Origin of the sequence: Microcoleus sp. B5-D4 (assembly GCF_036705145.1) — a bacterium.
Taxonomy (GTDB): Bacteria; Cyanobacteriota; Cyanobacteriia; order Cyanobacteriales; family Microcoleaceae; genus Microcoleus.
Map to the genome: position 1 here is coordinate 1 of NZ_JAUBTV010000098.1, position 24,275 is coordinate 24,275.

The 24,275-nt window shown below is 44.1% G+C and carries 24 protein-coding genes and 1 tRNA gene; 16 read left to right on the forward strand and 9 right to left on the reverse strand.

From position 1 onward, the window contains the following. Positions 1 to 102: 102 nt before the first annotated feature. Positions 103 to 357 carry a hypothetical protein gene (locus QUB10_RS29360; protein WP_333206737.1) on the reverse strand — a complete coding sequence of 85 codons (255 nt, stop codon included), beginning with the start codon at positions 355 to 357 and terminating at the stop codon, positions 103 to 105. A 138-nt stretch (positions 358 to 495) separates the two neighbouring features. Here QUB10_RS29360 and QUB10_RS29365 point away from each other — a divergent pair, with 138 nt between their 5' ends. Together QUB10_RS29365 and QUB10_RS29370 are read left to right on the forward strand one after the other, a co-directional pair. Continuing rightward, positions 496 to 780, forward strand: coding sequence for a BrnT family toxin (locus QUB10_RS29365; RefSeq protein WP_332945908.1), 285 nt, complete (start codon positions 496 to 498; stop codon positions 778 to 780). Further along, the gene (locus QUB10_RS29370) at positions 755 to 1,012 is read left to right on the forward strand and encodes a BrnA antitoxin family protein (protein WP_333085439.1); all 258 of its coding nucleotides are present in this window, start codon (positions 755 to 757) and stop codon (positions 1,010 to 1,012) included. The genes QUB10_RS29365 and QUB10_RS29370 overlap by 26 nt, the downstream gene beginning before the upstream one ends. 51 nt (positions 1,013 to 1,063) lie before the next feature. Here QUB10_RS29370 and QUB10_RS29375 read toward each other — a convergent pair whose 3' ends face one another. The 3 genes from QUB10_RS29375 to QUB10_RS29385 form a co-directional block, all read right to left on the reverse strand. Then, positions 1,064 to 1,429, reverse strand: a complete 366-nt coding sequence (locus tag QUB10_RS29375; RefSeq protein ID WP_333206738.1) for a type II toxin-antitoxin system VapC family toxin — start codon at positions 1,427 to 1,429, stop codon at positions 1,064 to 1,066. Between the two features lie 3 nt (positions 1,430 to 1,432). Continuing rightward, positions 1,433 to 1,696, reverse strand: coding sequence for a hypothetical protein (locus QUB10_RS29380; RefSeq protein ID WP_333206739.1), 264 nt, complete (start codon positions 1,694 to 1,696; stop codon positions 1,433 to 1,435). Positions 1,697 to 1,885: 189 nt separating this feature from the next. Continuing rightward, complete coding sequence (locus QUB10_RS29385; RefSeq protein ID WP_333206740.1) at positions 1,886 to 3,097, reverse strand: glycosyltransferase family 2 protein; 1,212 nt, start codon at positions 3,095 to 3,097, stop codon at positions 1,886 to 1,888. Between the two features lie 123 nt (positions 3,098 to 3,220). On the opposite strand from QUB10_RS29385, the gene QUB10_RS29390 reads away from it, so the two are divergent. The 3 genes from QUB10_RS29390 to glcD all read left to right on the forward strand — a co-directional run bounded on the left by QUB10_RS29390 (position 3,221) and on the right by glcD (position 6,608). Beyond that, entirely contained in the window at positions 3,221 to 3,613 is a 393-nt protein-coding gene (locus QUB10_RS29390; RefSeq protein WP_333178195.1) for a transporter, read from the forward strand. Positions 3,614 to 3,798: 185 nt separating this feature from the next. Beyond that, positions 3,799 to 4,683, forward strand: a complete 885-nt coding sequence (locus QUB10_RS29395; RefSeq protein WP_333206741.1) for a DUF6671 family protein — start codon at positions 3,799 to 3,801, stop codon at positions 4,681 to 4,683. A 449-nt stretch (positions 4,684 to 5,132) separates the two neighbouring features. Beyond that, positions 5,133 to 6,608, forward strand: coding sequence for a glycolate oxidase subunit GlcD (glcD, locus tag QUB10_RS29400; protein WP_333206742.1), 1,476 nt, complete (start codon positions 5,133 to 5,135; stop codon positions 6,606 to 6,608). 202 nt (positions 6,609 to 6,810) lie between these two features. On the opposite strand, the gene QUB10_RS29405 is transcribed toward glcD, so the two are convergent. Continuing rightward, positions 6,811 to 8,703 (reverse strand): PAS domain S-box protein, encoded by a 1,893-nt coding sequence (locus QUB10_RS29405; RefSeq protein ID WP_333206743.1) that lies wholly within the window; start codon positions 8,701 to 8,703, stop codon positions 6,811 to 6,813. 475 nt (positions 8,704 to 9,178) lie between these two features. On the opposite strand from QUB10_RS29405, the gene purH reads away from it, so the two are divergent. Both purH and QUB10_RS29415 read left to right on the forward strand, forming a co-directional pair. Next, a complete protein-coding gene (gene purH / locus QUB10_RS29410; RefSeq protein WP_333206744.1) occupies positions 9,179 to 10,726 on the forward strand; it encodes a bifunctional phosphoribosylaminoimidazolecarboxamide formyltransferase/IMP cyclohydrolase in 1,548 nt (515 codons plus the stop codon). Between the two features lie 236 nt (positions 10,727 to 10,962). After that, positions 10,963 to 11,907 carry a 2OG-Fe(II) oxygenase gene (locus tag QUB10_RS29415; RefSeq protein WP_333151272.1) on the forward strand — a complete coding sequence of 315 codons (945 nt, stop codon included), beginning with the start codon at positions 10,963 to 10,965 and terminating at the stop codon, positions 11,905 to 11,907. A gap of 307 nt (positions 11,908 to 12,214) precedes the next feature. On the opposite strand, the gene QUB10_RS29420 is transcribed toward QUB10_RS29415, so the two are convergent. Beyond that, positions 12,215 to 13,696, reverse strand: a complete 1,482-nt coding sequence (locus QUB10_RS29420; RefSeq protein ID WP_333206745.1) for an ankyrin repeat domain-containing protein — start codon at positions 13,694 to 13,696, stop codon at positions 12,215 to 12,217. Between the two features lie 96 nt (positions 13,697 to 13,792). Here QUB10_RS29420 and QUB10_RS29425 point away from each other — a divergent pair, with 96 nt between their 5' ends. The 6 genes from QUB10_RS29425 (at position 13,793) to QUB10_RS29450 (ending at position 18,545) form a co-directional block, all read left to right on the forward strand. Beyond that, the gene (locus QUB10_RS29425) at positions 13,793 to 14,263 is read left to right on the forward strand and encodes a DUF4079 domain-containing protein (protein ID WP_333206746.1); all 471 of its coding nucleotides are present in this window, start codon (positions 13,793 to 13,795) and stop codon (positions 14,261 to 14,263) included. A gap of 148 nt (positions 14,264 to 14,411) precedes the next feature. Further along, positions 14,412 to 15,161, forward strand: coding sequence for a hypothetical protein (locus QUB10_RS29430; protein WP_333206747.1), 750 nt, complete (start codon positions 14,412 to 14,414; stop codon positions 15,159 to 15,161). Continuing rightward, the gene (locus QUB10_RS29435) at positions 15,151 to 15,609 is read left to right on the forward strand and encodes a DUF7689 domain-containing protein (RefSeq protein WP_333206748.1); all 459 of its coding nucleotides are present in this window, start codon (positions 15,151 to 15,153) and stop codon (positions 15,607 to 15,609) included. Before QUB10_RS29430 ends, QUB10_RS29435 begins: the two co-directional genes overlap by 11 nt. A gap of 125 nt (positions 15,610 to 15,734) precedes the next feature. After that, on the forward strand, positions 15,735 to 16,277 hold the full coding sequence (locus QUB10_RS29440) for a type II toxin-antitoxin system antitoxin SocA domain-containing protein (protein ID WP_333206749.1): 543 nt from the start codon (positions 15,735 to 15,737) through the stop codon (positions 16,275 to 16,277). Positions 16,278 to 16,281: 4 nt separating this feature from the next. After that, positions 16,282 to 16,893: a type II toxin-antitoxin system PemK/MazF family toxin gene (locus tag QUB10_RS29445; protein WP_333206750.1), complete on the forward strand. Its 612-nt coding sequence runs from the start codon at positions 16,282 to 16,284 to the stop codon at positions 16,891 to 16,893. Between the two features lie 761 nt (positions 16,894 to 17,654). Then, a complete protein-coding gene (locus QUB10_RS29450) occupies positions 17,655 to 18,545 on the forward strand; it encodes a hypothetical protein (protein WP_333206751.1) in 891 nt (296 codons plus the stop codon). A 35-nt stretch (positions 18,546 to 18,580) separates the two neighbouring features. On the opposite strand, the gene QUB10_RS29455 is transcribed toward QUB10_RS29450, so the two are convergent. Continuing rightward, on the reverse strand, positions 18,581 to 18,754 hold the full coding sequence (locus QUB10_RS29455; protein ID WP_333206752.1) for a hypothetical protein: 174 nt from the start codon (positions 18,752 to 18,754) through the stop codon (positions 18,581 to 18,583). A 281-nt stretch (positions 18,755 to 19,035) separates the two neighbouring features. Beyond that, positions 19,036 to 19,106, reverse strand: a tRNA-Cys gene (locus tag QUB10_RS29460). 175 nt (positions 19,107 to 19,281) lie between these two features. On the opposite strand from QUB10_RS29460, the gene cpdA reads away from it, so the two are divergent. The 3 genes from cpdA (at position 19,282) to QUB10_RS29475 (ending at position 22,706) form a co-directional block, all read left to right on the forward strand. Continuing rightward, positions 19,282 to 20,061 carry a 3',5'-cyclic-AMP phosphodiesterase gene (gene cpdA, locus QUB10_RS29465; protein ID WP_333206753.1) on the forward strand — a complete coding sequence of 260 codons (780 nt, stop codon included), beginning with the start codon at positions 19,282 to 19,284 and terminating at the stop codon, positions 20,059 to 20,061. A 187-nt stretch (positions 20,062 to 20,248) separates the two neighbouring features. Further along, complete coding sequence (locus QUB10_RS29470) at positions 20,249 to 21,727, forward strand: alpha-amylase (protein WP_333206754.1); 1,479 nt, start codon at positions 20,249 to 20,251, stop codon at positions 21,725 to 21,727. Between the two features lie 202 nt (positions 21,728 to 21,929). After that, on the forward strand, positions 21,930 to 22,706 hold the full coding sequence (locus QUB10_RS29475) for an SDR family NAD(P)-dependent oxidoreductase (RefSeq protein WP_333206755.1): 777 nt from the start codon (positions 21,930 to 21,932) through the stop codon (positions 22,704 to 22,706). A 252-nt stretch (positions 22,707 to 22,958) separates the two neighbouring features. Here the strand turns inward: QUB10_RS29475 and cofG are convergent, their stop codons facing one another. Continuing rightward, positions 22,959 to 23,912: a 7,8-didemethyl-8-hydroxy-5-deazariboflavin synthase subunit CofG gene (cofG, locus tag QUB10_RS29480; protein ID WP_333206756.1), complete on the reverse strand. Its 954-nt coding sequence runs from the start codon at positions 23,910 to 23,912 to the stop codon at positions 22,959 to 22,961. Positions 23,913 to 24,275 lie beyond the last annotated feature (363 nt).

Sequence of the window (24,275 nt, forward strand, 5' to 3'; positions counted from 1 at the left end):
CTCTACCGAAACATAAACCTATTCATATTCACTCATTTATTTATTATACATCGCTGATGTTATTAAATCTTCATTCCCTAGCATCATAGACTTCTCCCCGGTTCATACAGAAGATTCTCCCAATTGCAAGGCTTCCCAACTCGCTACCGCAAACTCAGCCTCCATCTGTAGCACTTGAGCTTGATACTCTGGATCTTGTACCATTTCAATCAGTGCTGCATCAATGGACGATCGTTTACCCTGAGTCTGGGTTGTTACCCGATCGCGCATCAATGCTGACAATACTTCTAAAAGCTGCTGTTGCTCGTCAGGAGTGAGATTTTGAGCCTGACTCAGTACCTCGCTATAAGTAGACATAGGCTTTATGTTGAGATTTTTGGGCTGATTGTCATTATAGCAATTTAGGATCGAGGGAAGTGCGATCGCCCTTATTTCCCCAAAGTGCGATCAGGTTATGCTATATTATAAGTAGATACGTTTTGTATATACACAATCATGCAGTTTGAATGGGATGAAAATAAAAACGCCCAAAACCTCAAAAAACATGGCATTAGCTTTGAAGAAGCTCAAGAAATCTTTGACGGAATCGTTTTTAATGCCATTGATGAGCGTTTCGACTACGGAGAAATCCGAGAAATCAGTATTGGTGCCATACAAGGTGTCGTTATCGTTACCGTAGCGCATACTGAAAGAAATGGAGCTATCCGCATCATCTCTGCAAGAAAAGCCACTCGTCAAGAAAAAAATACCTACTATGACTATCTCGCGCAAACGACTTGAAGAATTAGAAAATATTCCAGAATCTGCGATCGATACCTCTGATATTCCTGAATTAGATGCGAATTTTTGGGCAAAAGCAAAACTCGTAACACCACTGACAAAACAAGCTATTTCTTTAAGAGTTGATAGCGATGTATTAGATTGGTTTAAAAGCCAAGGAAAAGGCTATCAATCTCTAATGAACGCTGTGCTGCGCTCTTATGTTGAACATCATGTAAAAAGCAGTGAATAAATAAATGTACGATCGCCCTTATCTTCCCCAAAGTGCGATCGCCCATCTTTCTTAAACCTCAAACGGGTTAATCAGTGTGAGTTCAGCAATCCACCGAAAACCCCCTATATTTCTTGTTACTAAAGTTCTGCCATATACCAAAGCTGTTGCCGCAATAATAGCCTCCCCAAGTGTCATTATCCTTATCTGTCGCAACAGCACTGCGCGATCGAGTACAGCGTTAGAAATTGGTATAACCTCCAGCACACCAAAGAATTCCTCAAAGTACAATCTATACTCTTCAGTTAGCCCATGATAACCCAAGACTTCAAGGTAACTTATTGCCGATACAACTATGTCATTTTCGCCAATAAAATGCCTAATCTGCGAGTTTTCTGGCTGGGAAGCGTAGATAATAATATCACTATCTAGCAGCATTCATTATTCATCCCTACCTGGAAGTGGACGGTCTTGACGCAAATCTCGCTGCCATTCCACTGGATCGCTAATATCAGCAAAGACCTTATTTGCTGCAATTTTTTCCAATATTTCAACTATTCTCTGACGGCGAAACTCCGCACTTAAAGTCGATCGCTCTTCTTGTAAAGTAACGTAAACTCTGACAAGGCGATCGCCTTGTCTTGGAACCTCATTAGCCCATTCTAAAAGGTTTCCCTTCAATATAGCCTCAAATATTCGCTGCATAGCTAATATCACATATTCTTTATCTCTACTATTCTAACTCTTTTGAGCATTAAAGCTACTTGTGGGATTCTACCAGATAGTCGCAAATTTAGCTCCTGGGGCCCCGATCTTGCCTGCATTGCGATCGCCCTCAGCTTCCCCTGCATGGCAGTTTAGTTTTGAGGAATGTTGCGAGTAACTTTGATGTTATCATCTGCGCTTCAAGCTCAGTACACTGAGAAAAAAGCTGGACAAAACCATCTGCAAACCGACGGTCAGGCAAGTGAGGGAGGGAATAACTAAACGCAGAGTTTTAAAAGGGTCTAAAGTACCGAAAGCTGTTTCGCTCCAGATACTCAATGACAAAAACGAGCCAACTATTCCGATTAATATCAGCGTGACTCCGACAATCAATCCTGTCTCTAGGGTGACATTGCGAAATATTTTGTTGAGTTTGGCGTCTTCGGGCAGGAGTTTCTCGCTGATGGCAAAAATCTTGGTGAAAAAAGCGAAAGTTACTGCTTGAAAACCGATGATAATTGCGATCGCACCATACAGCAGTGTGTGTACATCAAAGCTGATACTCCCAATCTTTTGAGTACCGGGTAACAGCCAAACCACGATAATTAGACCCCAAATCATCAGCGCAGTACCCGGATACAGAAATAGCCACCGGGGACTGTAAAGCAGCATAAATCGCAGGTTCCGCCAGCCATCTCGCCAAGTTCGCAGGTGTGGCGGACGGCTGCGGCCGTCGGGAGAGAGTACGGTGGGAACTTCAGTGACTCGAAGCTTGTAGATAGAGGCTTTGACCACCATTTCGCCAGCAAATTCCATCCCCGTTGTTTGCAAGTCGAGTTTCAAAATTGACTCTCTCCTGAAACCCCGCAACCCGCAGTTAAAATCGCCGGCGGGACTTGAAAAGAATAGCTGCCCAATCCATGTCAGCGCCGGATTTCCAAAATATTGGTGCAGTGGCGGCATTGCCCCCGGTTTGATGCCCCCTTGAAAGCGGTTTCCCATAACTAAATCGTACCCTCCCCGCAATTTTTCCACAAAATGGCCGAGGTTGGAAAAGTCGTAGCTGTCGTCAGCATCGCCCATGATAATATAAACTCCGCGCGCTGCCATGATGCCTCCCATAAGGGCGCTGCCGTAGCCTTTGGCCACTACGGGTACGACTCGGGCCCCCATTCTGGTAGCGATATCTTGAGAACCGTCAGTGCTGCCGTTGTCTGCTATGATGACCTCGCCGGCAATATCAAGTTCGCGCAGGGACTTCTGTGCCTTCTCGATGCAGATTTCTAAAGTTTCTGCCTCGTTCAGACAAGGCATGACTATCGATAGTTCTAGAGTATATTCTCCGCTTGGGTTGGTCTGTTCTGGCATATATTTGTTCCACTCTCGATCGCGATCGACCATACTTGATTTTCCCGTATCTCTGCTTAAAATATTAGTGGTGAATAAAACCTAACAAAACTTAATTAAAGTTTTTCAGGTTTTTGGGGACGGCAAGTTTTGATTGTACTATAGGTTAGTAAATTTATGAATAGAAGCGTTTTTATGTTATTGCTTGCTGCAATATTGTGCGGCGTCGCAGGTCAATTTAGTCTGAAGGCAGGAGCTAAAATATTAGGGCCCATTGGCGCTGCTAATTTAATAGAAAAAATTATAGCAATGGCTACTCAGCCGTTGATAGTAGGCGGTCTTTCTTTGTATGCAATTTCTTCGATCGGCTTTATAGTAGTTTTGTCGCGGGCAAACCTTAGCATAGTCTCGCCTTTACTGTCAATTAGTTACCTGTTTACTGTTTTAGGCGGCAAACTGATATTTCACGAGCCTTTGCCTCCGCTGCGGTTGGTAGGCGTGGGGCTAATTATGACAGGAGTAATTTTTGTACTCAGAGGTCAAGCTGGGGGAGTAACTGGAGGCAACTAATACGATTTTAGATTTTAGATTTTAGATTGACGATTGAAGAATTTTAAATTAAGTCCACAGGTGAATATCATGAATATTTAACTGGGGTCTAAAATTTTTACTCGGAAGTTAAGTCAGGGTTTCTATCGGGTGTGGGGCGGTGGAAAGGGTATATGTGAGTTTTTTTCCTAAAATGATGCTGCTGTATGTCTAATATTTCTGAGCCTGTGAATCCCAATCAATTATTGAGCGATCGCACCGCAATTCTTGCTACCATGCACCAAAAAGAACGGGTGATGGCTCCCGTTTTGGAACGAGAATTTGGCGTAAATATCCTAGTACCTGCGGCGCTTGACACTGACGCATTCGGCACCTTCACCAGAGAAGTTAAACGCTTAGGAACACAAATAGAAGCGGCTCGCCATAAAGCACAAAAAGCCCTAGAAATTGCGGGCGAAACTCTTGCCTTTGCCAGCGAAGGTACTTTCGGCCCTCACCCAATGCTCCCGTATCTGCCAGCTAACAGAGAAATAGTAATTTTATTAGATAGAGCCAACAATTTAGAACTAATCGGCGACTCTTTCTCCGTTGAAACTAACTACAGTCACGAGTTAGTTTCCAGTATAGAAGAAGCAGATGATTTTGCTAAAAAAGCTGGATTTCCCGATCACGCACTGGTGGTTATAGTTGGCGACGCTGCACTCGGTAACGGCGAAATTGTCAAGGGCATTAGGACAGAAAAACAATTTTTTGACGCTGTGACAGCAGGCTTAAAAAAATCGTCAACCGGCCGAGTTCACATCGAAACAGATATGCGGGCGATGTACAATCCAACTCGGATGAAAAACATCGAAAATGCAACTCTCGATTTAGTTAAAAAATTCAAGCAATTCTGCCCGGAGTGCGGTTGGCCGGGATTCGATATTGCTGAGACGAAAATCGGATTGCCCTGCGAACTTTGCTATTTTCCGACTCAGCTAGCGCGATCGGCAATCTATAAATGCAAAAACTGCGGTTATACTAAAGAAAAACTATTTCCAGACGGTCGAGAGACTGCCGATCCTTCCCTGTGTCAATATTGCAACCCTTAAAAAAATAATTGCACAAAAATAGTAAAACTTGCCACAATATTATTGATAGTTCCCTAATTAAATTCACTAGTCAGTAACTCAGGGCTTAAGCCACTGAGCTTGTAAGAGAAATCGAATCAAGCTGTACTGACCAGCCTAAGCCCTTCGCGGGCTACGTTATTAAGGTCACGACACCCTGGGATGCGAAGCTAGTCCCTCGCTCTGTCGCTGGTAGTTAAACAGTCTTAAAGTCCCTGAGACAGTGCTGCCAGCTTAACAAGCCTCTATAACCTTGGCGAAGCTAACATTACCCCGCAAGGGAGGAGGGTAGAAATACCCTCAAAAATAGGGGAGGTTATATTAAATTCCCTCCCCTACCCCGAAAGGGGATTCAAGGCGATTGAAATCGCCGCGTCGTTTTCCTCTCAGGACTGAAGTCGCGCTCGTTTCCCACTTACCGAGTATTTTTTATGATAGCAATAGAAACAGAACGCAACTGGAAACCCGTTATTAAAGAATTCGAGGCTGTAGTCGGCAAAAATGGGGTGGTGCAGCGCCGCGAAGAATTGATTGTCTACGAGTGCGACGGACTCGCCAGCTACCGCCAGCGCCCCGCCGTGGTGGTATTGCCTCGAACTACGGAGGAAGTGGCGCAATTGGTCAAAATATGCGATCGCAACTCAATTCCCTGGGTGGCTAGAGGCGCAGGCACCGGCCTTTCCGGCGGCGCTTTGCCTGTAGAAAACTGCGTGCTGATTGTTACTGCCCTGATGCGAAAAATCCTGAAAGTAGACTTAGAAAATCAGCAAGTAGTCGTGCAACCGGGAGTAATTAATAACTGGGTAACGCAAGCAGTTAGCGGCGCGGGTTTCTACTACGCGCCTGATCCTTCCAGTCAAATTATTTGTTCGATTGGCGGCAACGTTGCCGAAAATTCGGGCGGCGTTCACTGCCTCAAATACGGAGTCACAACGAATCACGTTTTAGGATTAAAATTGGTACTTCCCGACGGTTCTATTGTCGATGTCGGTGGCGAAATTCCCGAAATGCCCGGTTACGATTTAACTGGTGTATTTGTCGGTTCCGAAGGCACTTTAGGAATCGCTACAGAAGTTACTTTGCGAATTCTCAAAGCGCCAGAATCGATTTGCGTTCTCCTAGCGGATTTTTCCAGTATAGAAGCAGCGGGCGAATCAGTTTCCGATATTATCAGCGCTGGCATTATTCCCGGCGGCATGGAAATCATGGATAACATCAGCATCAATGCTGTGGAAGATGTGGTGGCAACTGGATGTTATCCCCGCGATGCGGCGGCAATTCTCCTCGTAGAAATCGACGGTTTAGAAGTGGAAGTTGCCACAAACAAACAGCGGATTGCTGATATTTGCAAGCATAACGGAGCACGAAATATCACCACGGCAACTGACCCGGAAACGCGCCTAAAAATTTGGAAAGGGCGGAAAGCTGCTTTTGCGGCGGCGGGTCATCTCAGCCCGGATTATTACGTGCAAGACGGCGTAATTCCGCGAACGCAAATGGCTTATGTTTTGAAAGAAATTGAGGGTTTGAGCGAGAAATACGGTTATCGAATTGCCAATGTTTTTCACGCGGGAGACGGAAATTTGCACCCGCTGATTCTGTACGATAACGCGGTAAAAGGTGCGCTGGAAAAGGTGGAAGAATTGGGCGGGGAAATTCTCAGGCTTTGTGTGAAAGTTGGCGGAAGTCTTTCGGGGGAACACGGCATCGGTGCTGACAAGAAGTGTTTTATGCCGGATATGTTTTCGGAGGTTGATTTGGAGACGATGCAGTGGGTGCGTCAGGTGTTTAATCCGAAAGGTTTGGCGAATCCTGGGAAGATGTTTCCGACACCGAAGACTTGCGGGGAAGCCGCGAGGGCTAAGGTTGAAACTTTTAAGAAGTTGGAGGGTGCAGAGGTTTTTTAATTCGCTTTTTATGCGGGTAAGGTGAGCCGAAAAGTACCCTATAATTCTCTTTACAATGGGGAGGCAGAGCCCCTAAGTATGCGTTCCCAGCCAGAGTCTGGGAACGAGAAAAAGCGATTTTTCTCGTTTTGTAGGAGTGCGAGTCCCGCTCGCTTGTTTGCCTATATATCAAGTTGGTAAGCTGCAGATTGCACATTCCGCGCTAATGTGCGATCGGAATTCTGATAATAAATTCCGTGCCCTTGCCCAATTCCGAATTACAAGATAATTCGCCTTTGTGTCTTTCTACAATAATTTGATAGCTAATTGACAAACCCATTCCCGTGCCTTTGCCAATGGGCTTGGTAGTAAAAAATGTATCGAATATCTGCTGTTTGACTTCCTCAGTTATTCCCGGGCCGTTGTCGGCAATTTTAATTTCTACAAAATTGCCGACTACTTCCGTACCAATCCTAATCTGGCTGGGATTTTCTAGCATTTCTCGACAAGTTTGCCTACTGTTGGCATCTTCTAAAGCATCGATCGCATTGCTGAGAATATTCATAAAAACTTGATTGATGGGCCCAGCAAAACACTCAACATTCGGCAATTTTCCGTAGTGTTTTACAATTTGAATTGGCTGCTTTTCTCCGTTCCCTTTCAAACGGTGATTGAGAATTAACAGCGTGCTGTCAATACCTTCGTGGAGGTTAACGGGTTTCATCTGTGAATCGTCATGGCGCGAGAAGTTCCGCAGCGACTGCACAATCTGGCAAATCCGCTCGACACCAACGCTCATTGAAGACAGTATTTTAGGTAAATCTTCAGCTAAAAAATCGAGATCTTTTTTTTCTCTTTCCTCTTGAATTTCGGCGACTGGATTAGGATAGTGCTGTTGATAAAGTTGGAGGTGGTAAAACAAGTCTTGAGTATAATTTGTGAGATGAGCGAGATTGCCGTAAATGAAGCTGACTGGGTTGTTAATTTCGTGAGCGACCCCGGCAAGTAGCAATCCCAAACTAGACATTTTTTCGCTTTGAACTAATTGGGAATTAGTGGCTTTGAGTTGCTCAAGTGTGGCTGCTAGTTGAGCGGCTTGTTCTCTGCTTTGTGCTTCGGAATTATGCAAGGCTTCTTCGGCTTGTTTGCGCTCAGTGATGTCTCTCTGTACGCCAATAAAATGAGTTAATTTTCCCATTCGATCGCGCACAGGAGATATGGAGAAACAATTCCAGAAAGCGGTTCCGTCTTTGCGGTAATTCTTTAATATTACCTTGCATTCGCTTTCTGTTTGCAAGGCTTGGCGAATTATTTCTACTGCCGCCGGATCGGTATCGCTTCCGTGCAAAAATCGGCCGTTTTTTCCGATAATTTCCTGCCGCCGATAACCTGTCATGCTTTCAAATGCGGGATTGCAATAAATAATTGGATGTTCGGGGTCAGTGGCGTCAGAAATCGTAACTCCGGTGCTAGTAGCTGCTATAGCTCGATCGTACAACCAAAGCATTTCTTCTGCGCGCTTGCGATCGGTAATGTCCCGCAGCGTAGCTAAATAAGCCATTTCTCCATCCCATTCCGTTTCCACAACCCGCATTTCTACTACAGCATTTGCTTTTTGCTTGCGAATAGCTTCAACTTCTGTTTGCACGACGCGAGTTCCTGGTGCTTCCGTTTTTCCAACTTGGGGAATAATATCCGTCGCCATCTCAAGGTCGCAAGCTGAAACTTCTACTACTAAATTGCCAAAAAATGCTTGCCCTAGAAGTTCCTCTGCTTTGCAGTTAAACAGCGCTTCTGCTGACTGGTTGGCAAAACAAACAAGTCCTCGCTTGTTAACGATTGCGATGCCGTCGGCATTTTTTTCGATCACATTCCGAAACCGAGATTCGCTAGCTTTCAAATCCTGCTTTAGCTGTTCCATTGCTCGCTCCATCTGCTGCAATTCGCACAAACTAACACTATAAGCTTCGGAAATGTTGGCCTCGGTCGAATTCTGGCCTCTTTTTTGGGAAATCTGTTGGTAGCCTGTTCTATTGGTCAGATTGGGAGCAGTTTTTTTATGGTTCCTGCTAATATTACTGAGTTTATTTTCGGGATCGGATTCTTGAAAAAACATATGTCAAACCTACCAAATTATTGTTTAGATTAAGGTGTTGCGATCGCCCAACTTTCCGGGAAGTTTAGGGAGAGAGCAATTTACACCCGATGCTAGCACATTACTTTTAGAATTCATCATAAAACATCGTTAAAATTCAAGAGCGATCGCCCTATAATTATCTATTAAGTTTTATTAAGTAATTTCAACAACATTGACACTTACGTAGCGACACTAACTGTGAAAGCTGGATATGGCTGCAATCCCCCTCGCACTCACAAAATAATCAGTTCCACGCGCAAGTCCTAAATATTTTGAAGCCACTGGTCAGTATAAAATATTATATAGTTTTGACAAAAAATATGCGTCAAGATAAGCGAACTCATCTTTGGTTTGTTAAAAATAATCATAATTAGCCATTCCCAAATCATGTGCCTGCCACCAGATTTGGTATAGAATATAACCTGTCTATTTTTGCGATCGCAACTTCAAACCAATGGCACGTCTAGCACTTCTGAGCACATCCAATAAAACCGGACTAATCGACTTAGCGCGCAGTCTAGTAGAAGAATTTGAATTTGACATAATTAGTAGTGGCGGGACAGCAACGGCCCTCAAAGAAGCAGGCATCCCAGTCACCAAAGTTGCGGAATATACTGGTTCTCCCGAAATTTTGGGAGGGCGAGTCAAAACACTTCACCCACGAATCCACGGTGGCATTTTAGCACGACGCGATGTACCGGAAGACCTCGCAGATTTAACCGCAAATCAAATTCGGGCGATCGATCTAGTTGTAGTGAATCTGTATCCATTTGAAGAGACAATTTCTAAACCAGGAGTTACTCTAGCAGACGCAATTGAGCAGATAGATATCGGCGGCCCAGCAATGTTGAGAGCTTCCGCCAAAAACCACGCTCATTTGACAGTTTTGTGCGACCCAGAACAGTACAATACTTATTTAAAAGAACTGCGGGAAAATGGCGGTCAAGCATCCTTAGAGTTTAGGCAAAAAAGCGCGCTGGAAACCTTCAAACATACAGCAAACTACGATCGCGCGATCGCAAATTATCTCAGCAGCAGCCAATCCGCTGAAGAATCTTCGCTACCAGAGCAGTTTAATTTATCAGGAAAAGAGTTGCAAACTCTGCGCTACGGGGAAAATCCCCATCAAGCGGCTACCTGGTATCAAAGCGGAACTACACCCACAGGCTGGACGACTAGCACCATCCTGCAAGGCAAAGAATTAAGCTACAATAACTTAGTAGATTTAGAAGCAGCAAGGCGGCTGATCGTAGAATTCCCCGACACACCCGCCGCCGCTATTCTGAAGCATACAAATCCTTGCGGCACAGCCTTGGGAACAACTATTTCTGAAGCGTATCAAAAAGCCTTCGACACCGATTCAGTCTCAGCTTTCGGCGGCATTGTCGCCCTCAACCGCCCGATTGATGCTGCTACCGCAACGGCGTTAACTCAAACATTTTTAGAATGTATCGTCGCGCCGGGGTGCGAACCAGAAGCAGAAGAAATTATCAAAAAAAAGGCGAAAGTTCGAGTATTAATTTTGCCAGATTTGACTCAAGGGCCTCCACAAACTGTTAAAATTATTGCAGGCGGTTTGCTGGTGCAAGACTCAGATAATGTAGTAGAAGAAACTAGCAAATGGCGGATTGTTACTGAGAAACAGCCGACGGCGGCAGAATTGGAAGAATTGCTGTTTGCTTGGAAAGTAGCGAAACACGTCAAATCAAATGCGATCGTTGTGACGCGCGATCGTACTACAATCGGTGTCGGCGCCGGACAAATGAATCGCGTCGGTTCGGTTAAACTAGCATTGGAACAAGCAGGAGACAAGAGCAAAGGAGCGATTTTGGCTAGCGATGGTTTCTTTCCCTTCGACGATTCAGTCAAAACTGCGGCTGAGGCGGGCATAATTGCGATCGTCCAACCGGGAGGAAGTATGCGCGATCGAGATTCCATTGAAGCCGCCAACCAACTCGGAATCACAATGGTTTTCACCGACATCCGCCACTTCTTGCATTAATTAAGTTCGTAGCAATGACATTTTGCACCTCTATTATGAACAGGCAAGATGCCTGTTCCACAAAGAGTTAATTCTATTGTGGGTTGGGCTTCTAGCCCGCCCTCAAGCAATGATTGAATTTTTGTTCTTCCATCTTCCTTCTTGCATCTTCCTTCTTTCTTCTCCCATCCCTCCATCCGTTACATCCGTTACAGAATCCGTTGCCGAACTTCCTTCTTCTTCTATAACTAACGGCTATGACTAGCACAATTCAACCGCAAATTAAACCCCAAGACATAAAAGTCAAAATCCTGCTCACCGGGGGACATCAATGCACCGTCACCCTCAAATCTGATACACCATTATTGCACAGCCTGATCAAAACATTAGTCGATCGCACCCAACAAACACTCAGTTTTTCGCCCTTATTTCAAATCCCCATAGACGACGGGCGTTCCACCCTTTTTTTTCCCGGCGAACACCTAGTCGGATTAGTCACAGAACCCCCAATTTACTTGCAGCAACTGCAACCGCAGCAGCCTGCAACTCCTGTAGAAATTCCCGCCGAAATTCCCGCCGAAATTCCCGCCCCTGCGCCGCCTGTAAATGACGACTTAATATCTCGCTACGCCCAAATAGACAACTTTTTGACCCCTGCCGAAAAGAACAAACTCCTTAAATATGTCTTAGCAAAAGAATCACAATTTGTGACTACCAGCACCTCAACAAATGCCGAAGATTACCGCCGTTCGATGGTACTCCACTCGTTCCCCGAATTTTCCGAACTGATGGTTAATCGCATCAAAGCAATTCTCCCCGACGTGCTGCAAAAATTAAATATTCCCTCATTTCCGCTTGGTGAAATAGAAGCTCAGTTAACCATGCACAATGACAACAACTTTTACAAACTTCACAACGATAGTGGCTCTCCAGATACCGCCACCAGATTTTTTACTTACGTTTACTATTTCTATCGAGAACCCAAGGCTTTTTCAGGTGGCGAGTTGCAGATTTATGACAGCAAAATCGAGAACAATTTCTATGTGGCAGATAAGACATTCAGAACTGTTGAACCGCGCAATAATAGCATCGTATTTTTTCTGAGTCGCTATATGCACGAAGTTTTGCGAGTTAGCTGTCCCTCAAAAGCTTTTGCTGATAGCCGATTTACTATTAACGGCTGGGTACGTAAAGCAAATTGAGGTTAATATCATGTCGGGTCGAGCTACCGCGATTTTTGTAGGGGCGGGTTCCACCAACCATAATCGCCAATAATTGACAATCTCAAAAACCCGCCCCGACCGGGATATTATGGTTAATCGATCGGACATGATATAATTCATTGTCCGGGACGCACTAATCACGTAATTTGGTCATTCTGAGTGAAGCGAAGAATCTCAAATTATTGCCACACCATTACAATGCGTAAGTCCCCATATCTGAGATTCTTCACTTCCCAAAGCCTACCCTCAGAATGACAGAATTACCTTACTCAAAACTATTTCATTCTTACTCCAGTGCTCCAGCACTTTTGAGCAATTTTACCACACTGGAATAACCCTTAAACTCAGCCAACATTAAAGCTGTATAATTTCCCGGATTTTTGTGGTTTAGTTCTGAACCCGCCTCAATTAAAATCTTTACTGCATCAGGATAACCCCGATGCGCTGCCCACATTAAAGCTGTTGCGCCCGAATCATCGAGCAAGTTGACATCGGCACCTTTTTCGACTAATAATTGGACGATCGCAATATAACCGCGATCGCACGCCTTCATTAAAGCCGTTTTCCCCAAATCCGCCGGGATATTCGGATCAGCACCGCCGTCAAGCAAAGCCTTCACCGTCTCGGTATGTCCGTGAAAAGTAGCCAGGGTCAAAGCCGTCTCCCCAAAGTTTTTAGCATTCAGAAAATCAGCCCGATTTGAATTTACTTTTTGCAGCAAAGCCGATACGATCGCACTATGGCCGTGAACAGCAGCCACCAGTAAAGGCGTATCGCCCAACCGATTTCTAGAACCGACACTAGCACCTCGGTTTAAGAGCAATTCCACCACATCTTCGTAGCCTTCAACCACGGCAAAATTCAAAGCAGTTTCATCATCTTTATCCTTAGCGTTGATATCCGCGCCCGCATCGAGTAAGATATGGGCGATCGCCGCATTTCCACCAGCAGCAGCGGCCATCAAAGCCGTGCCCCCATCTCCATTTTTCACATTCGCATTACCACCCGCACCAAGCAAAGTTTGCACCACATCAGTATTGCCGGCATCCGCAGCCAAAGTTAAAGCAGTTTCGCCGTCTTTGTCGGGAACTTCGACATCAGCACCAGCAGCCAACAGCGCCTCGACAACAGCCAAATTTCCCGCCGTCGCAGCCAGCATCAAAGCAGTTTTGCTCTCTAGATTTTTAACATTAGCATCCGCCCCACAATTGAGCAAAATTCGCACAATTTCAGCGCTTCCTTGACGGACAGCTAAAAACAGCATAGAATTGTCAGCAACAGCACCCGCATCCACCAAAGCTTTGACAACAGCTTCGTGACCCGATAAAGCAGCTATTTTCAGAGCTGAATCTCCATCTTTATCTTGTACATTTACATCAGCATTAGCATCAAGTAACATCCGCACAACATTGATATCGCCCTTCAGAGAAGCCGCCATCAAAGCCGTACTTCCATCATCATTTTTAGCATTAACATCAGCACCTGCAGCGAGCAACAGCCGCACAGAGTCAGCCTGTTTGTGAGCCGCCGCCAGCATCAAAGCCGTTAGCCCAAAACGTCTGCTCACCTGGTTGACATTAGCGTCATTGTTTAGTAGAATACGCACAATTTCCGTATAGCCCTTTTGGGCAGCAAACATCAAAGCCGTCGTCCCCTCAGAGTCTTTGGCGTTAGCGTTAACATTCTTAGCGAGTAAAGCTTGGACGTGAATAATGTTGCCAGTCTTGGCGGCTTGAATCAATACAGCGTCTTGTTTAGTGGCAGGCATAATAGTCTCTCATACCGTATATTTTTACCATCACATGAGACGGCCTGACTGGTATGCTAAGTTTTATGAAGTATGTTTGCTAATCCTCAGAACACTATGAATCTCGAAATTCCTCAGTCAGTGAAAGTTTGGAGCCAATTCTTCCACCCAGTTTTAATGTGGGTACTGCTGGCCATCTCATTTTATGCTTTGTATCTCGGCCTGCAAATCCGACGTACCAGAAGTGCCGAAGGCGAAGTCAAAAAAGAGTTAATTAAGGGCAAATTCAACATCAAGCATCACCAGATGGGTTCTTTGCTGCTAGCCTTGATGGTAACGGGGGCAGTGGGGGGGATGGCCGTCACCTACATCAACAACGGCAAGCTATTTGTCGGCCCGCACTTGCTAGCAGGGTTGGGAATGACGGCAATAATTGCGATCGCAGCCTCGCTGACTCCTTTGATGCAAAAAGGCAATGATTTGGCGAGAAACACTCACATCTTTCTGAATGTTGTGCTCTTGGGGCTGTTTGGCTGGCAAGCGGTATCAGGCGTGGAAATCCTGCAAAGAATTATCAGCAAAATGTGATAATTTGAGTAAGAATTACAGATATTGGGTAGGGACACGGCAGTGCCGTGTCCCTACATCTTTACGAGCAAAAGGGTGTTATAATGAACGTATAAGTAAGCCAATTAGTCTCAATTCAACTTTTCTTAGCAAAGACAAGAAAACTAATATGCCTTCTTTAAAAATACATCGCCAATATCAATCCGGCCTCGAAAAAATTATAGCCTTGGACAACTCAGTGTTTGAGGCTATTTTGACTGCGTTGAGAAAAACAGTCCCTGGGTTGCCTATTGATGATTTAGTCAGAAACGTAGAGTCAGAGGTAGAAAACACGAACCATGATGATTTAGTCAATATACTAGAGAGTATTATTCCCATATACGCTTTAAAGAAAACTTATGCTTGGACAGTGGAAGAACTAGCAGATGAGCTTATTGCGGCTGTTGATGAATTTGAAGAACTCTCTAACTTATCAACCGAAGAAAAAAAGCGATTTTGTCAAAAGCTTAATGACTTGTTGATGCCGAATAGCTTTTTAGAATCGGCATCAAAAGCCAAAGATGTTTTAAAAGTATATTTGTTGCCTTCAGGAATTCCTGCTGATGACTTCCCGATTAAAAGCAAGGTAGAACTGGAAGCAGAGTTTAAGAAGTTCGCGGAAGAATGGCGCGTCGAGACGGGGATGCTATCATTAGTTACACAGAAATCAATGCACCAGGCTTATCAGAGAATTATCGGCATGGGACAGCCAGTTATCCCCTTGATTTTGCGTGACCTCGAACAAAAACCAGACCATTGGTTTTGGGCGTTGAGGGCAATTACTGGTGACAATCCGGTAAAACCCGAACAGCGCGGCCGGATGAAGCAAATGGCCCTAGCGTGGATACAATGGGGAAAAGAACACGGTTATGAGTGGTAAGCTAGAGTACCGAAAAATATTGAGATTTCCTAACTTAGAGCTTACTGAATATCAAGTAACAAGTGAAGAAACAGTAGATTATAATTGTTTTGCTTTTGCTGCTGGCGAAGAGGAATGCAGATGGGACCCGGTAGACCCTGATGGGTACTGGCCGGATGGTGTTTCAAGAGAGTTAACGCTGGAAGCTTTTATCCAAGCTTATCAAACTATTGGATATGAACCTTGCGAGAATCGTGACCTTGAACCGGGGTTTCAAAAAATAGCAATATACACCTATAACGGCCAGCCACAGCACGCAGCCCGACAAGAAAAGGATGGTAAGTGGAAAAGCAAGCTAGGGGATTGGGAAGATATCGAACATGAATTAGAAGGGTTAGAAAATCCTAACTATTATGGAGTTGTTCACCAAATATTAAAGCTAGCGATAATCCCGATCAATATTTCTTAGACGGAAATTCAATTTTTGAAGAGTACACTCTTGGACGCACACACTCTATTTGTTAGGATTAGCTATTTTTTATATGGTTTAATAGCCAACCTGTCCTTTGGATGATATAATAGACTAAAGTTAAATTGAGCGAACAAATTATAAGATTAATTAGGGAGTTTTTTGAAATCCAAAGAAGGAAAGCCATGCTAGAAAACCTGATCAAATACTTTGTCTACGCAACAAAAGGCTATATTACAAAAACGCAGTTAATCAAGTTTTTGTACTTAGCCGATCTTTATGCGGTCAAATGGACAAACAAGCAGCTTACTGATTTAGATTGGCGTTATTATTACTATGGGCCTTGGAATGAAGGCATAGAGGCTGTTTTAAATCAAATGAATGGCAAAGAGATTGTTCAAGAATCTCAGGGAGAAAGTATATTCATCAGACTTGGTGAGGGAGCTGGTAATGTGGATGATTTAAAGTTACCTTTAGGTCTGAAGCTGATGCTTGACAACATCAGGAGAGAATGGGCGGGTGCAGGAGAGGATAAACTGCATCAGTTACTAGAATATGTCTATAGCACTGCTCCCATGCTTGAGGTTAAATATAGCCACGAACCAGAGGAACAGGTGAGACTTAATCTGTACAAAGAAAGAGAAAAGTTAATGAGTGAATTGGGGTGAGCGAGTGGCTGGACAAAAACCGCGTCAAGGTTGGATTTATTTTATCAATCCCTATAGAGTATCTCTTCGTTGCAAACTCGGTCATCATCATATTTATGACATAAATGAACCAGGGGAGATTGAGTGCCAGACAATTTCTTGCACTCAGGTGATTAATTCGAGTCGGGTTTTTCGCGGAGAGCATCCTTATATCGTTTGGACAAGTGACCAATTTCAAGATGAATCTAAATACATCCAAACTTTGACGCTGATTCCGTTGACTTCACAAGAAACCTATAAAGGTTTGCCAACTGTATATCCGATTAATTCTACAAGCACAAATGGTCTTGATAAGAATTCCTTCGCTCTAGTGCATCAGATATGTACTGTTGATGCTAATTGTTTTAAAGACTCGCAAGGGGATTGGCTTAAGCGAGTTGGACAACTGGATAAAGCAGATAAGGAAGCGATAGAGGAACGTTTAAAGTATTTTTTGAATATTGGGGATAATCCGGGTGAAGATTGGTTTATTAAAAATGCGTCTATAGAACTTTTGCAGAAAGTGTTTAATTCTCTAGCGGATGAAACCACAAAAAGTATGGCTATAGAAAAACTGATCGACGATTTGCGATCGTAGTCAATAGACATCTACAATAATTATTGTGGAACACGCAGGATGCTTGTTCAAGACTTGCTTTTCTAGAGATGTCTAGTCAAACAGCGGCAATTCTAGCTGAATTGGTTCTAATTGCGGTTTTGGTTATAATTGCGGTTTTGGTTCTAATTGCGGTTGCGCTTTCTTGCTGCGTTGTTTTTTGTTGGCCGCAGGCTTTTTAGCAGTTTTGGCAACGTTTTCTCTGTTTTCCCTTTCGGCGCGAATCCGTTCTAATAATACGGAGGCAGGCTCGTCGTTGGGGTCTTGGGGAACCAGTTCACCCCGAAAGGCTTTGGCGAGGATGGCTTGCTATTCTTGCACCAAAACTGGTGGAAACCTCACCCCAATATTTACTTACTGGAGCATCGCCTAGTCTCAGCCAGTCGGCGAAGGAGCCGAATCCAGGCGCAAAATAGATAAGGGAAATTTATAGGTTTAAAACTTTTTGCGGGGGGTTTTAGAGCATAAGTTTTACTTATTAACTTTTACTTTTTAAGAGTTTCAAAGAAGTTAAAGCCTAAAACTCAATGCCAAAGCCCCACAAAGCTTTGAAGTTTTAACCGGGAAGAGGAAACGCAAAAATGAGCATAGCTAATACTGTCTGAAATTTATGACGTTCGAGAGCTAAGTTTTACCGTGAGAATAAAGAGTTAACAGGTAAAAACAGACTAAAATAGCAGTAAACAAAAAGTGTCTACAACCGTGGACACTTTGATTCTGCATATTTCACGCAAGGAGTAATTATGGGCGAAGCAAAACGTAGAGAACAACGAGATTCAAGTTTTGGTCAGGTTTTCCAGGACTCACAAAAACGCTTAGACAGCATAAAGATGGGGGCGCTTAAGATACAAAAAGATTTGACCTATTTTTTAACAGACCATGAAGTGGTTCGAGCAACAAATCGACTAATAACTAATTACGATATGTCTGGCGTTGAGGCAGTCGAATTATACAGGCAATGTGGATCAAAAATTCACAATCAAAGATTGTTAGACGCTTTAAAGGAGTCTCAAGGGCTACTTATACCCTTGTTATATATAGCTATTTTTGCTCAGGTAGCAAGTACGGCCAAGAAGACTGAGGCTATACATTTCTGGGACAATTGCTGGACAGTTTCAACACTTATTTTAGGCGCAGCAAATATTGCAAACCCGCAACTTTGTCCTTGGCTTCTAGTCTTAAGTAGCGGATTCTCACACGTTTTAGACACGTTGAGAAAATCTCTTGATGAATCTGCGATAGCCGAGTTTGAACACGTTTTTTACGCAGAAGACAGATCGTTGCACTCGCTGGGAGAAACAACAATAGGACTAGGGATGGCTTTTGGGTACAAAAATATTATTTATGCTGGAGAATCCTTAATTGTTTACAAAGGAGTTGACAGTGGTACTTCCTTGAAAGATAGAGGGGATTTAATGATTGCGTGTAAACACGCAAGCGGTTGTTGGAATCATTATCCATCCTCAGAAAACATGAAAATTCCATTGTCTGACTACAAAAAGGCGAAAGCAAAGTTGAATGAATTCCCTATTTCTTTAATAGGGGAATTGATACATCCTCAATCAGAGAAACTGGCAAAATTATTAGGACTAGCAATCAAAGGGAAGTACGCTTGTTTAATCAAGAATAAATAGAACACTAGATTTGGGTTACTTACAACACTTAACTTTCAGGTTTGTATGTAATGAGCTAATAACACATCGTAAGCTGCTTGCTGCTCTCGCTCGTTAAGAGCCAAATGATAAGTCTGCGTGTGAGTCGCGAGGCTATGCCCCATCTGCTTAGCGGCCAGCGTTGCATCTAGTCCAAAACTCATCGCCCGAATTGCCCAAGCGTGCGGCAAATCATAAGCGCAAAAATTGGCGGGCGATCGCGAAAAGAATTTGCAAACGCGATCGCCAAGATCAGCATGGCATTCACCCGTAACAGGTGGTCTCTTAATGTCCGCTAGCTCCCACTATTCTGCCCACTCTGGTCTTAATGGTCAGCACTTTTTGCATTGCATTAAATTTGCATTACTTTCCGCAATCAATTATGCACATTTAAATACAATTTACAGTCTATAATAAACCCAAAAACCTTGTCACACAAGCATTTAAGACTTATTAAAAATACTAAAAATTAAGGCGGCACCCAGATTTGAACTGGGGGTGGAGGTTTTGCAGACCTCTGCCTTACCACTTGGCTATGCCGCCGTCACGTCTGAAATTTGACGTTTTCTTATAGTACACCAAATCTCGAAAATTTTAACATACCTGTCAAAAATTTCGTGAAGCGCAGCTATCCCCTAGGGAATCGCCCTTTTTTCCACACCTCCAAAACCCATCCGAGGCTATTCTAGAACTACATCGATCGCCCGCAACACCAGCCATGACACCAGTTTCTCCCCTACTCGTCGCCCAAATCACCGACACTCACTTGTTTGCAGAGCTCGATCGTACTTGGAAAGGCCTCTCAACAACCCGCACCCTTCAAGCAGTTCTCGATCGCGTGCAACAGATACAGCCGCCGCCCGACTTACTCCTACTCACAGGCGACTTGTCCCAAGACGAAACACCAGAATCCTACCAGCGCCTCGTCTCCCTCATCGCCCCCCTCGGAATACCCGCCTACTGGATACCTGGGAACCACGACAACATCCCAGTTATGGCAGAAATCTTAAATCAGTCGCCTCTTTCCCCAGAAAAATCATGGATGCTAGGAAACTGGCAATTTCTGTTGCTTTCGAGTGTGGAAGCCGGATGCGACGGCGGGCGGCTTTCCCCAGAAAGCTTGCATTGGCTGGACTCTCAACTGCAACAAACGGGCGATCGACCTGTTATCATTGCCTTGCACCATCATCCTTTGCCGATCGACTCTGAAATCATGGATGGAATGATGCTGCACAATGCCGATGAATTTTTGGCAATTGTCGATCGATATTCTCAAATCAAAATCGTTCTTTGTGGCCACATTCACCAAGAATTTCAACAACAGCGGGGCTCAGTTACCTACTTGGGGACACCCAGCACCTGCCTCCAACTTTTACCCAAAAGCCATCCGATTATAGTTGACGAAATCCCGCCGGGATTTAGATTGCTTGAATTGGCGATCGACGGTACTTGGAACACCAGAGTTGAGCGAGTTGCCGCACAATCGCCACTAAATTAATATTTTTTAGTGTGCTTAAAATTGATATCAAATTTACATTCTGTTGTCAATCCATCAGCAGATAGATTTTTTTAGCGACCCCATCTTTTATGATATTTATTAACCATAGATTGCAGACATACGTAAACTAGCGAGCTACGAACATAAATGTCGATCGCAATTTAACAAAACAGGAAAAACTAAATATATGTCTGAACTAAATGGCGTCATGATGCAGTATTTCCACTGGTACAGCCCCGACGACGGCAGCCTGTGGAATCAGCTAGCGAAATCTGCAAAAGATTTAGCCAAAATAGGCGTTACATCCCTTTGGTTGCCACCCGCCTATAAAGGAACGGGCGGCGGTATGGATGTAGGTTACGGCGTCTACGACTTATTCGATTTAGGCGAGTTCGACCAAAAAGGGTCGGTACGCACTAAATACGGCACAAAAGATGAGTATTTGGCCGCGATAAAAGCTGCACAAGATGCTGGAATTCGGATTTATGCCGATGTTGTCTTCAACCACAAATTAGGTGCCGATGCAGAAGAAGAAGCCGAAGCTACACCCTTCAATCCCGACAACCGGAATGACACCGTAGGCGAATATCAAAAAATCAAAGCTTGGACGCATTTTACCTTCCCCGGCCGCGACAAAAAATATTCCAGCATGGAGTGGCATTGGTGGCATTTTGACGCCATTGATTACAACGTTTACAACACAGAAACCCATGCCGTTTACCTGCTAAAAGGCAAAGAATTTGATCAAGGAGTAGACTTAGAAAAAGGTAATTTTGACTACCTGATGGGTTGCGATTTAGATATGGACAACCCAGAAGTCAGCGGGGAGTTAAAATACTGGGGTGAGTGGTATGTCGATACAACAAACGTTGACGGCTTTCGCTTCGATGCCGTCAAACACGTTAAAGCAGAATTTTTCCAAGAATGGTTGGAACACGTTCGTAACTATGTCAAACGCGACCTATTTGCCGTCGGCGAATATTGGTCTTACGAAGTGGAAGCTTTGCATTACTTCATCCAAGCAACGGACGGTAAAGTCTCCTTATTTGACGCGCCCCTCCACTACAACTTCTACGCTGCTAGCAAAGCCGGCAATAGCTACGACTTGCGAACCATTTTTGATAACACCCTCGTCCAACAGCAACCAACCCTCGCCGTTACCTTGGTTGACAACCATGATTCTCAACCATTACAATCCCTAGAATCTGTTGTCGAGGCTTGGTTTAAACCTCTTGCCTACGCTTTAATCCTGCTGCGGCGCGAAGGATATCCGTGCATTTTTTACCCGGATTATTACGGCGCTAACTATAAGGATAAAGCAAATGATGGCAATGAATACGAGATTTGGCTAGACAAACATCAGTTTATGGTAGATAAATTTTTGTTAGCGCGCCAAACTTATTCCTACGGCAATCAGTACGATTACTTCGACCACGCCAACACTATTGGCTGGACCCGACTCGGAAATGAAGAACATCCGGGCGGCATGGCTGTGGTACTCAGTAACGGAGGCGATGGCACCAAGTTTATGGAAGTCGGACAACCGAATCGAACTTATATTGACATCACCGAACACATCAAAGAACCAATCACAACTAATGACGATGGTTGGGCTGATTTTCGGTGTAACGCTGGTTCTGTTTCGGTCTGGGTGCCCCAGCCGTAAGGACTACGTTAAAATTGACGTAATCCTCTGCCTAAAGTAGGGTGTGCACTGCACACCTTACTGCTATAATTAGTACCTTAAACCACTTTTAAGTTGCATGATTTTGATGACGGAAAGTTGTTTGTAGTGAGGACTTTAGTCCTCTATAGAGTATTATTTTTATGCTATGCGATCGCGCAAAAAAATATTTATCTAAAAAAATATGAAACTTTCAGAAAAAGTTGCAGTTATTACCGGCGGTGGGTCGGGAATTGGTCATGCAGCAGCAATTTTAATGGCCAAGGAAGGCGCAAAAGTTGCTATTATCGATCACATTTTGGAAACGGGGCAAGAAACCGTCCGCCAGTTGGTCAATGAAGGAGGCTGCGGGCTGGCTATTGCCGCAGATGTTGGAGATTCTGGGCAAATGCAAAAAGCGTTTCAAACAATTTTTGATGAATATCAAAGAATTGATATTTTGTTTGCAAATGCGGGTATTAACGGTGTATGGTCGCCGATAGAGGAGATAGAACCCGATGAGTGGGATCGGACAATTAACACTAACCTCAGAGGAACATTTTTGGCTGTTAAGTATGCTGTTCCTCATCTGAAAAAACAAGGAGGTTCAATTGTAATTACATCATCGATTAATGGCACCAGAAGTTTCAGGAAAGTTGGTGCCACGGCCTACGCTTGTTCAAAAGCTGCCCAAGTAGCCTTTGCAAAAATGCTGGCGCTAGAACTCGCAGCCTGCCAAATCCGAGTCAATGTGATCTGTCCGGGCGGGGTGCTAACTGCTATTGAAGAAAGCACCGTTAAGCGCCATCTCGATCGCATTCCAGTGGACCCTGATTCCATTCAAGACATGATTCCTTTGACGGATAATACGGCCGGTTCTAGCGAAGAAGTCGCCCAATTAGTGTTATTTCTGGTATCACATTCCTCCAGCTTCATCACAGGTACTGAAGTCTGGATTGATGGTGGCGGTTCTTTGATTTAAAATCTCTATAGCAGCAATTTAAAGAATCTTGCTACCAATTACCCATCTAAAATCTAAAATCTAAAATCGATTGACTGACTATCAAGCAATTTGGTCACAAGCCCCCGGATTTATCACTAGGCTCAATTCTTCAATCTAAAATCTAAAATCTAAAATCTAAAATCGATTGACTGACTATCAAGCAATTTGGTCACAAGCCCCCGGATTTATCACTAGGCTCAATTCTTCAATCTAAAATCTAAAATCTAAAATCTAAAATCGATTGACTCTCCATTGTTGAACAGCAGTTTGCAATGTCTGGGGCAGCCACTTATCATACTGAGGATAAACAGGCAAACGCTGCACAAGTTGCCATCCCGATGCTGCTAAAATTTCTGTTAAAGTTTGGTGTTGCAGGTGAGGATAATCGGGATTAACTTCATCCCGTGGCCCGATTCCTCCTAAATCTCTAGCACCTGCTTCTAAACAAGCAAGTAATATGTCTGGCTGTGCAACTAAATTGGGGGGAATTTGTAGCCTGATTTCATCAGGTAAGATGCTGCGGGCGATCGCAATTACTTCGGGCATTTTTGTAGCATCAAAAACTTCACCCTCCCAACTTTGCTGATTTCCCGGACTGTGTGGCTGTAGGATAACTTCTTGAATGTGATTGTAGGGCAAATGAATCCGGGCGATCGCCTCTAATGTCTCAATCCAATCTGCCTCACTTTCCCCAATTCCCAGCAGCAAACCAGTTGTAAACGGAATCTTCAATTCCCCAGCCCATTCTAACTGTTGCAGTCGCAGCGCCGGCACTTTACTCGGTGCGTGTCGGTGAACCGTTTGTAATAAATGTGGGGCAAGCTGTTCTAGCATCAGCCCCATCGATACATTTACCTCTTTTAACAGTGCCATCTCCTCAAAGCTGAGCGGCCCCACATTAGTATGCGGCAAAAATCCCAGAGCAAGTGCCAGTTCGCACAAATCGTAAATCCGCTGCAACCAAGCTTTTCGCCGTTTACTTTGAGGATGTACCTCGCCGCTGAGGATGAGAATTTCAATTACACCTTGAGTTTGCAGGAACTTGAGCTGTTTTTCGGCTTGTGCGAGTGTCAGCCAAGGACTTTGCAGGGGTTCTGCCCGAAAATTGCAATAGGTGCAGCGGTTAAAACACTCGTAAGTGGGAACCAGAGTATAAGCAGGGCTGTAGGTGACGGTGCGAGACATTCCTTGGGATAATTATCGATCGGACTTGTGCAACAACATATATATGTCAATGGGAGTTTTGCGGTTTGCGATCGCAACCCTTCATCTATCTTAACACTGACGCCCGTCCCGAATCTCGTTGCCTCGGTAGATTATGAGTATTCTTCATTGGTGGGCGATCGTCCAAAAAATCCGCACTCTGCTTTTTAAAACCCCATACAGCAAGCATTCTGGCTTATTATCAGCGAAGCTTATGACCTTCATAACAAAAACTGTGCTTAAAAGGCCTTTACAAACTGAAATAAAAGCTTTATGTTTATTTACATGGCGGAACACAAAGCCGTCACGAACATTGAAAACCAAATAAAGCAATCATAAACAAAT

Bases quoted from the DNA above. Each gene is read 5' to 3' on its own strand.
- QUB10_RS29360 (WP_333206737.1), bottom strand. From the start codon at position 357: ATGTCTACTTATAGCGAGGTACTGAGTCAGGCTCAAAATCTCACTCCT.
- QUB10_RS29365 (WP_332945908.1), top strand. From the start codon at position 496: ATGCAGTTTGAATGGGATGAAAATAAAAACGCCCAAAACCTCAAAAAA.
- QUB10_RS29370 (WP_333085439.1), top strand. From the start codon at position 755: ATGACTATCTCGCGCAAACGACTTGAAGAATTAGAAAATATTCCAGAA.
- QUB10_RS29375 (WP_333206738.1), bottom strand. From the start codon at position 1,429: ATGCTGCTAGATAGTGATATTATTATCTACGCTTCCCAGCCAGAAAAC.
- QUB10_RS29380 (WP_333206739.1), bottom strand. From the start codon at position 1,696: ATGCAGCGAATATTTGAGGCTATATTGAAGGGAAACCTTTTAGAATGG.
- QUB10_RS29385 (WP_333206740.1), bottom strand. From the start codon at position 3,097: ATGGTCGATCGCGATCGAGAGTGGAACAAATATATGCCAGAACAGACC.
- QUB10_RS29390 (WP_333178195.1), top strand. From the start codon at position 3,221: ATGAATAGAAGCGTTTTTATGTTATTGCTTGCTGCAATATTGTGCGGC.
- QUB10_RS29395 (WP_333206741.1), top strand. From the start codon at position 3,799: ATGTCTAATATTTCTGAGCCTGTGAATCCCAATCAATTATTGAGCGAT.
- glcD (WP_333206742.1), top strand. From the start codon at position 5,133: ATGATAGCAATAGAAACAGAACGCAACTGGAAACCCGTTATTAAAGAA.
- QUB10_RS29405 (WP_333206743.1), bottom strand. From the start codon at position 8,703: ATGTTTTTTCAAGAATCCGATCCCGAAAATAAACTCAGTAATATTAGC.
- purH (WP_333206744.1), top strand. From the start codon at position 9,179: ATGGCACGTCTAGCACTTCTGAGCACATCCAATAAAACCGGACTAATC.
- QUB10_RS29415 (WP_333151272.1), top strand. From the start codon at position 10,963: ATGACTAGCACAATTCAACCGCAAATTAAACCCCAAGACATAAAAGTC.
- QUB10_RS29420 (WP_333206745.1), bottom strand. From the start codon at position 13,696: ATGCCTGCCACTAAACAAGACGCTGTATTGATTCAAGCCGCCAAGACT.
- QUB10_RS29425 (WP_333206746.1), top strand. From the start codon at position 13,793: ATGAATCTCGAAATTCCTCAGTCAGTGAAAGTTTGGAGCCAATTCTTC.
- QUB10_RS29430 (WP_333206747.1), top strand. From the start codon at position 14,412: ATGCCTTCTTTAAAAATACATCGCCAATATCAATCCGGCCTCGAAAAA.
- QUB10_RS29435 (WP_333206748.1), top strand. From the start codon at position 15,151: ATGAGTGGTAAGCTAGAGTACCGAAAAATATTGAGATTTCCTAACTTA.
- QUB10_RS29450 (WP_333206751.1), top strand. From the start codon at position 17,655: ATGGGCGAAGCAAAACGTAGAGAACAACGAGATTCAAGTTTTGGTCAG.
- cpdA (WP_333206753.1), top strand. From the start codon at position 19,282: ATGACACCAGTTTCTCCCCTACTCGTCGCCCAAATCACCGACACTCAC.
- QUB10_RS29470 (WP_333206754.1), top strand. From the start codon at position 20,249: ATGTCTGAACTAAATGGCGTCATGATGCAGTATTTCCACTGGTACAGC.
- QUB10_RS29475 (WP_333206755.1), top strand. From the start codon at position 21,930: ATGAAACTTTCAGAAAAAGTTGCAGTTATTACCGGCGGTGGGTCGGGA.
- cofG (WP_333206756.1), bottom strand. From the start codon at position 23,912: ATGTCTCGCACCGTCACCTACAGCCCTGCTTATACTCTGGTTCCCACT.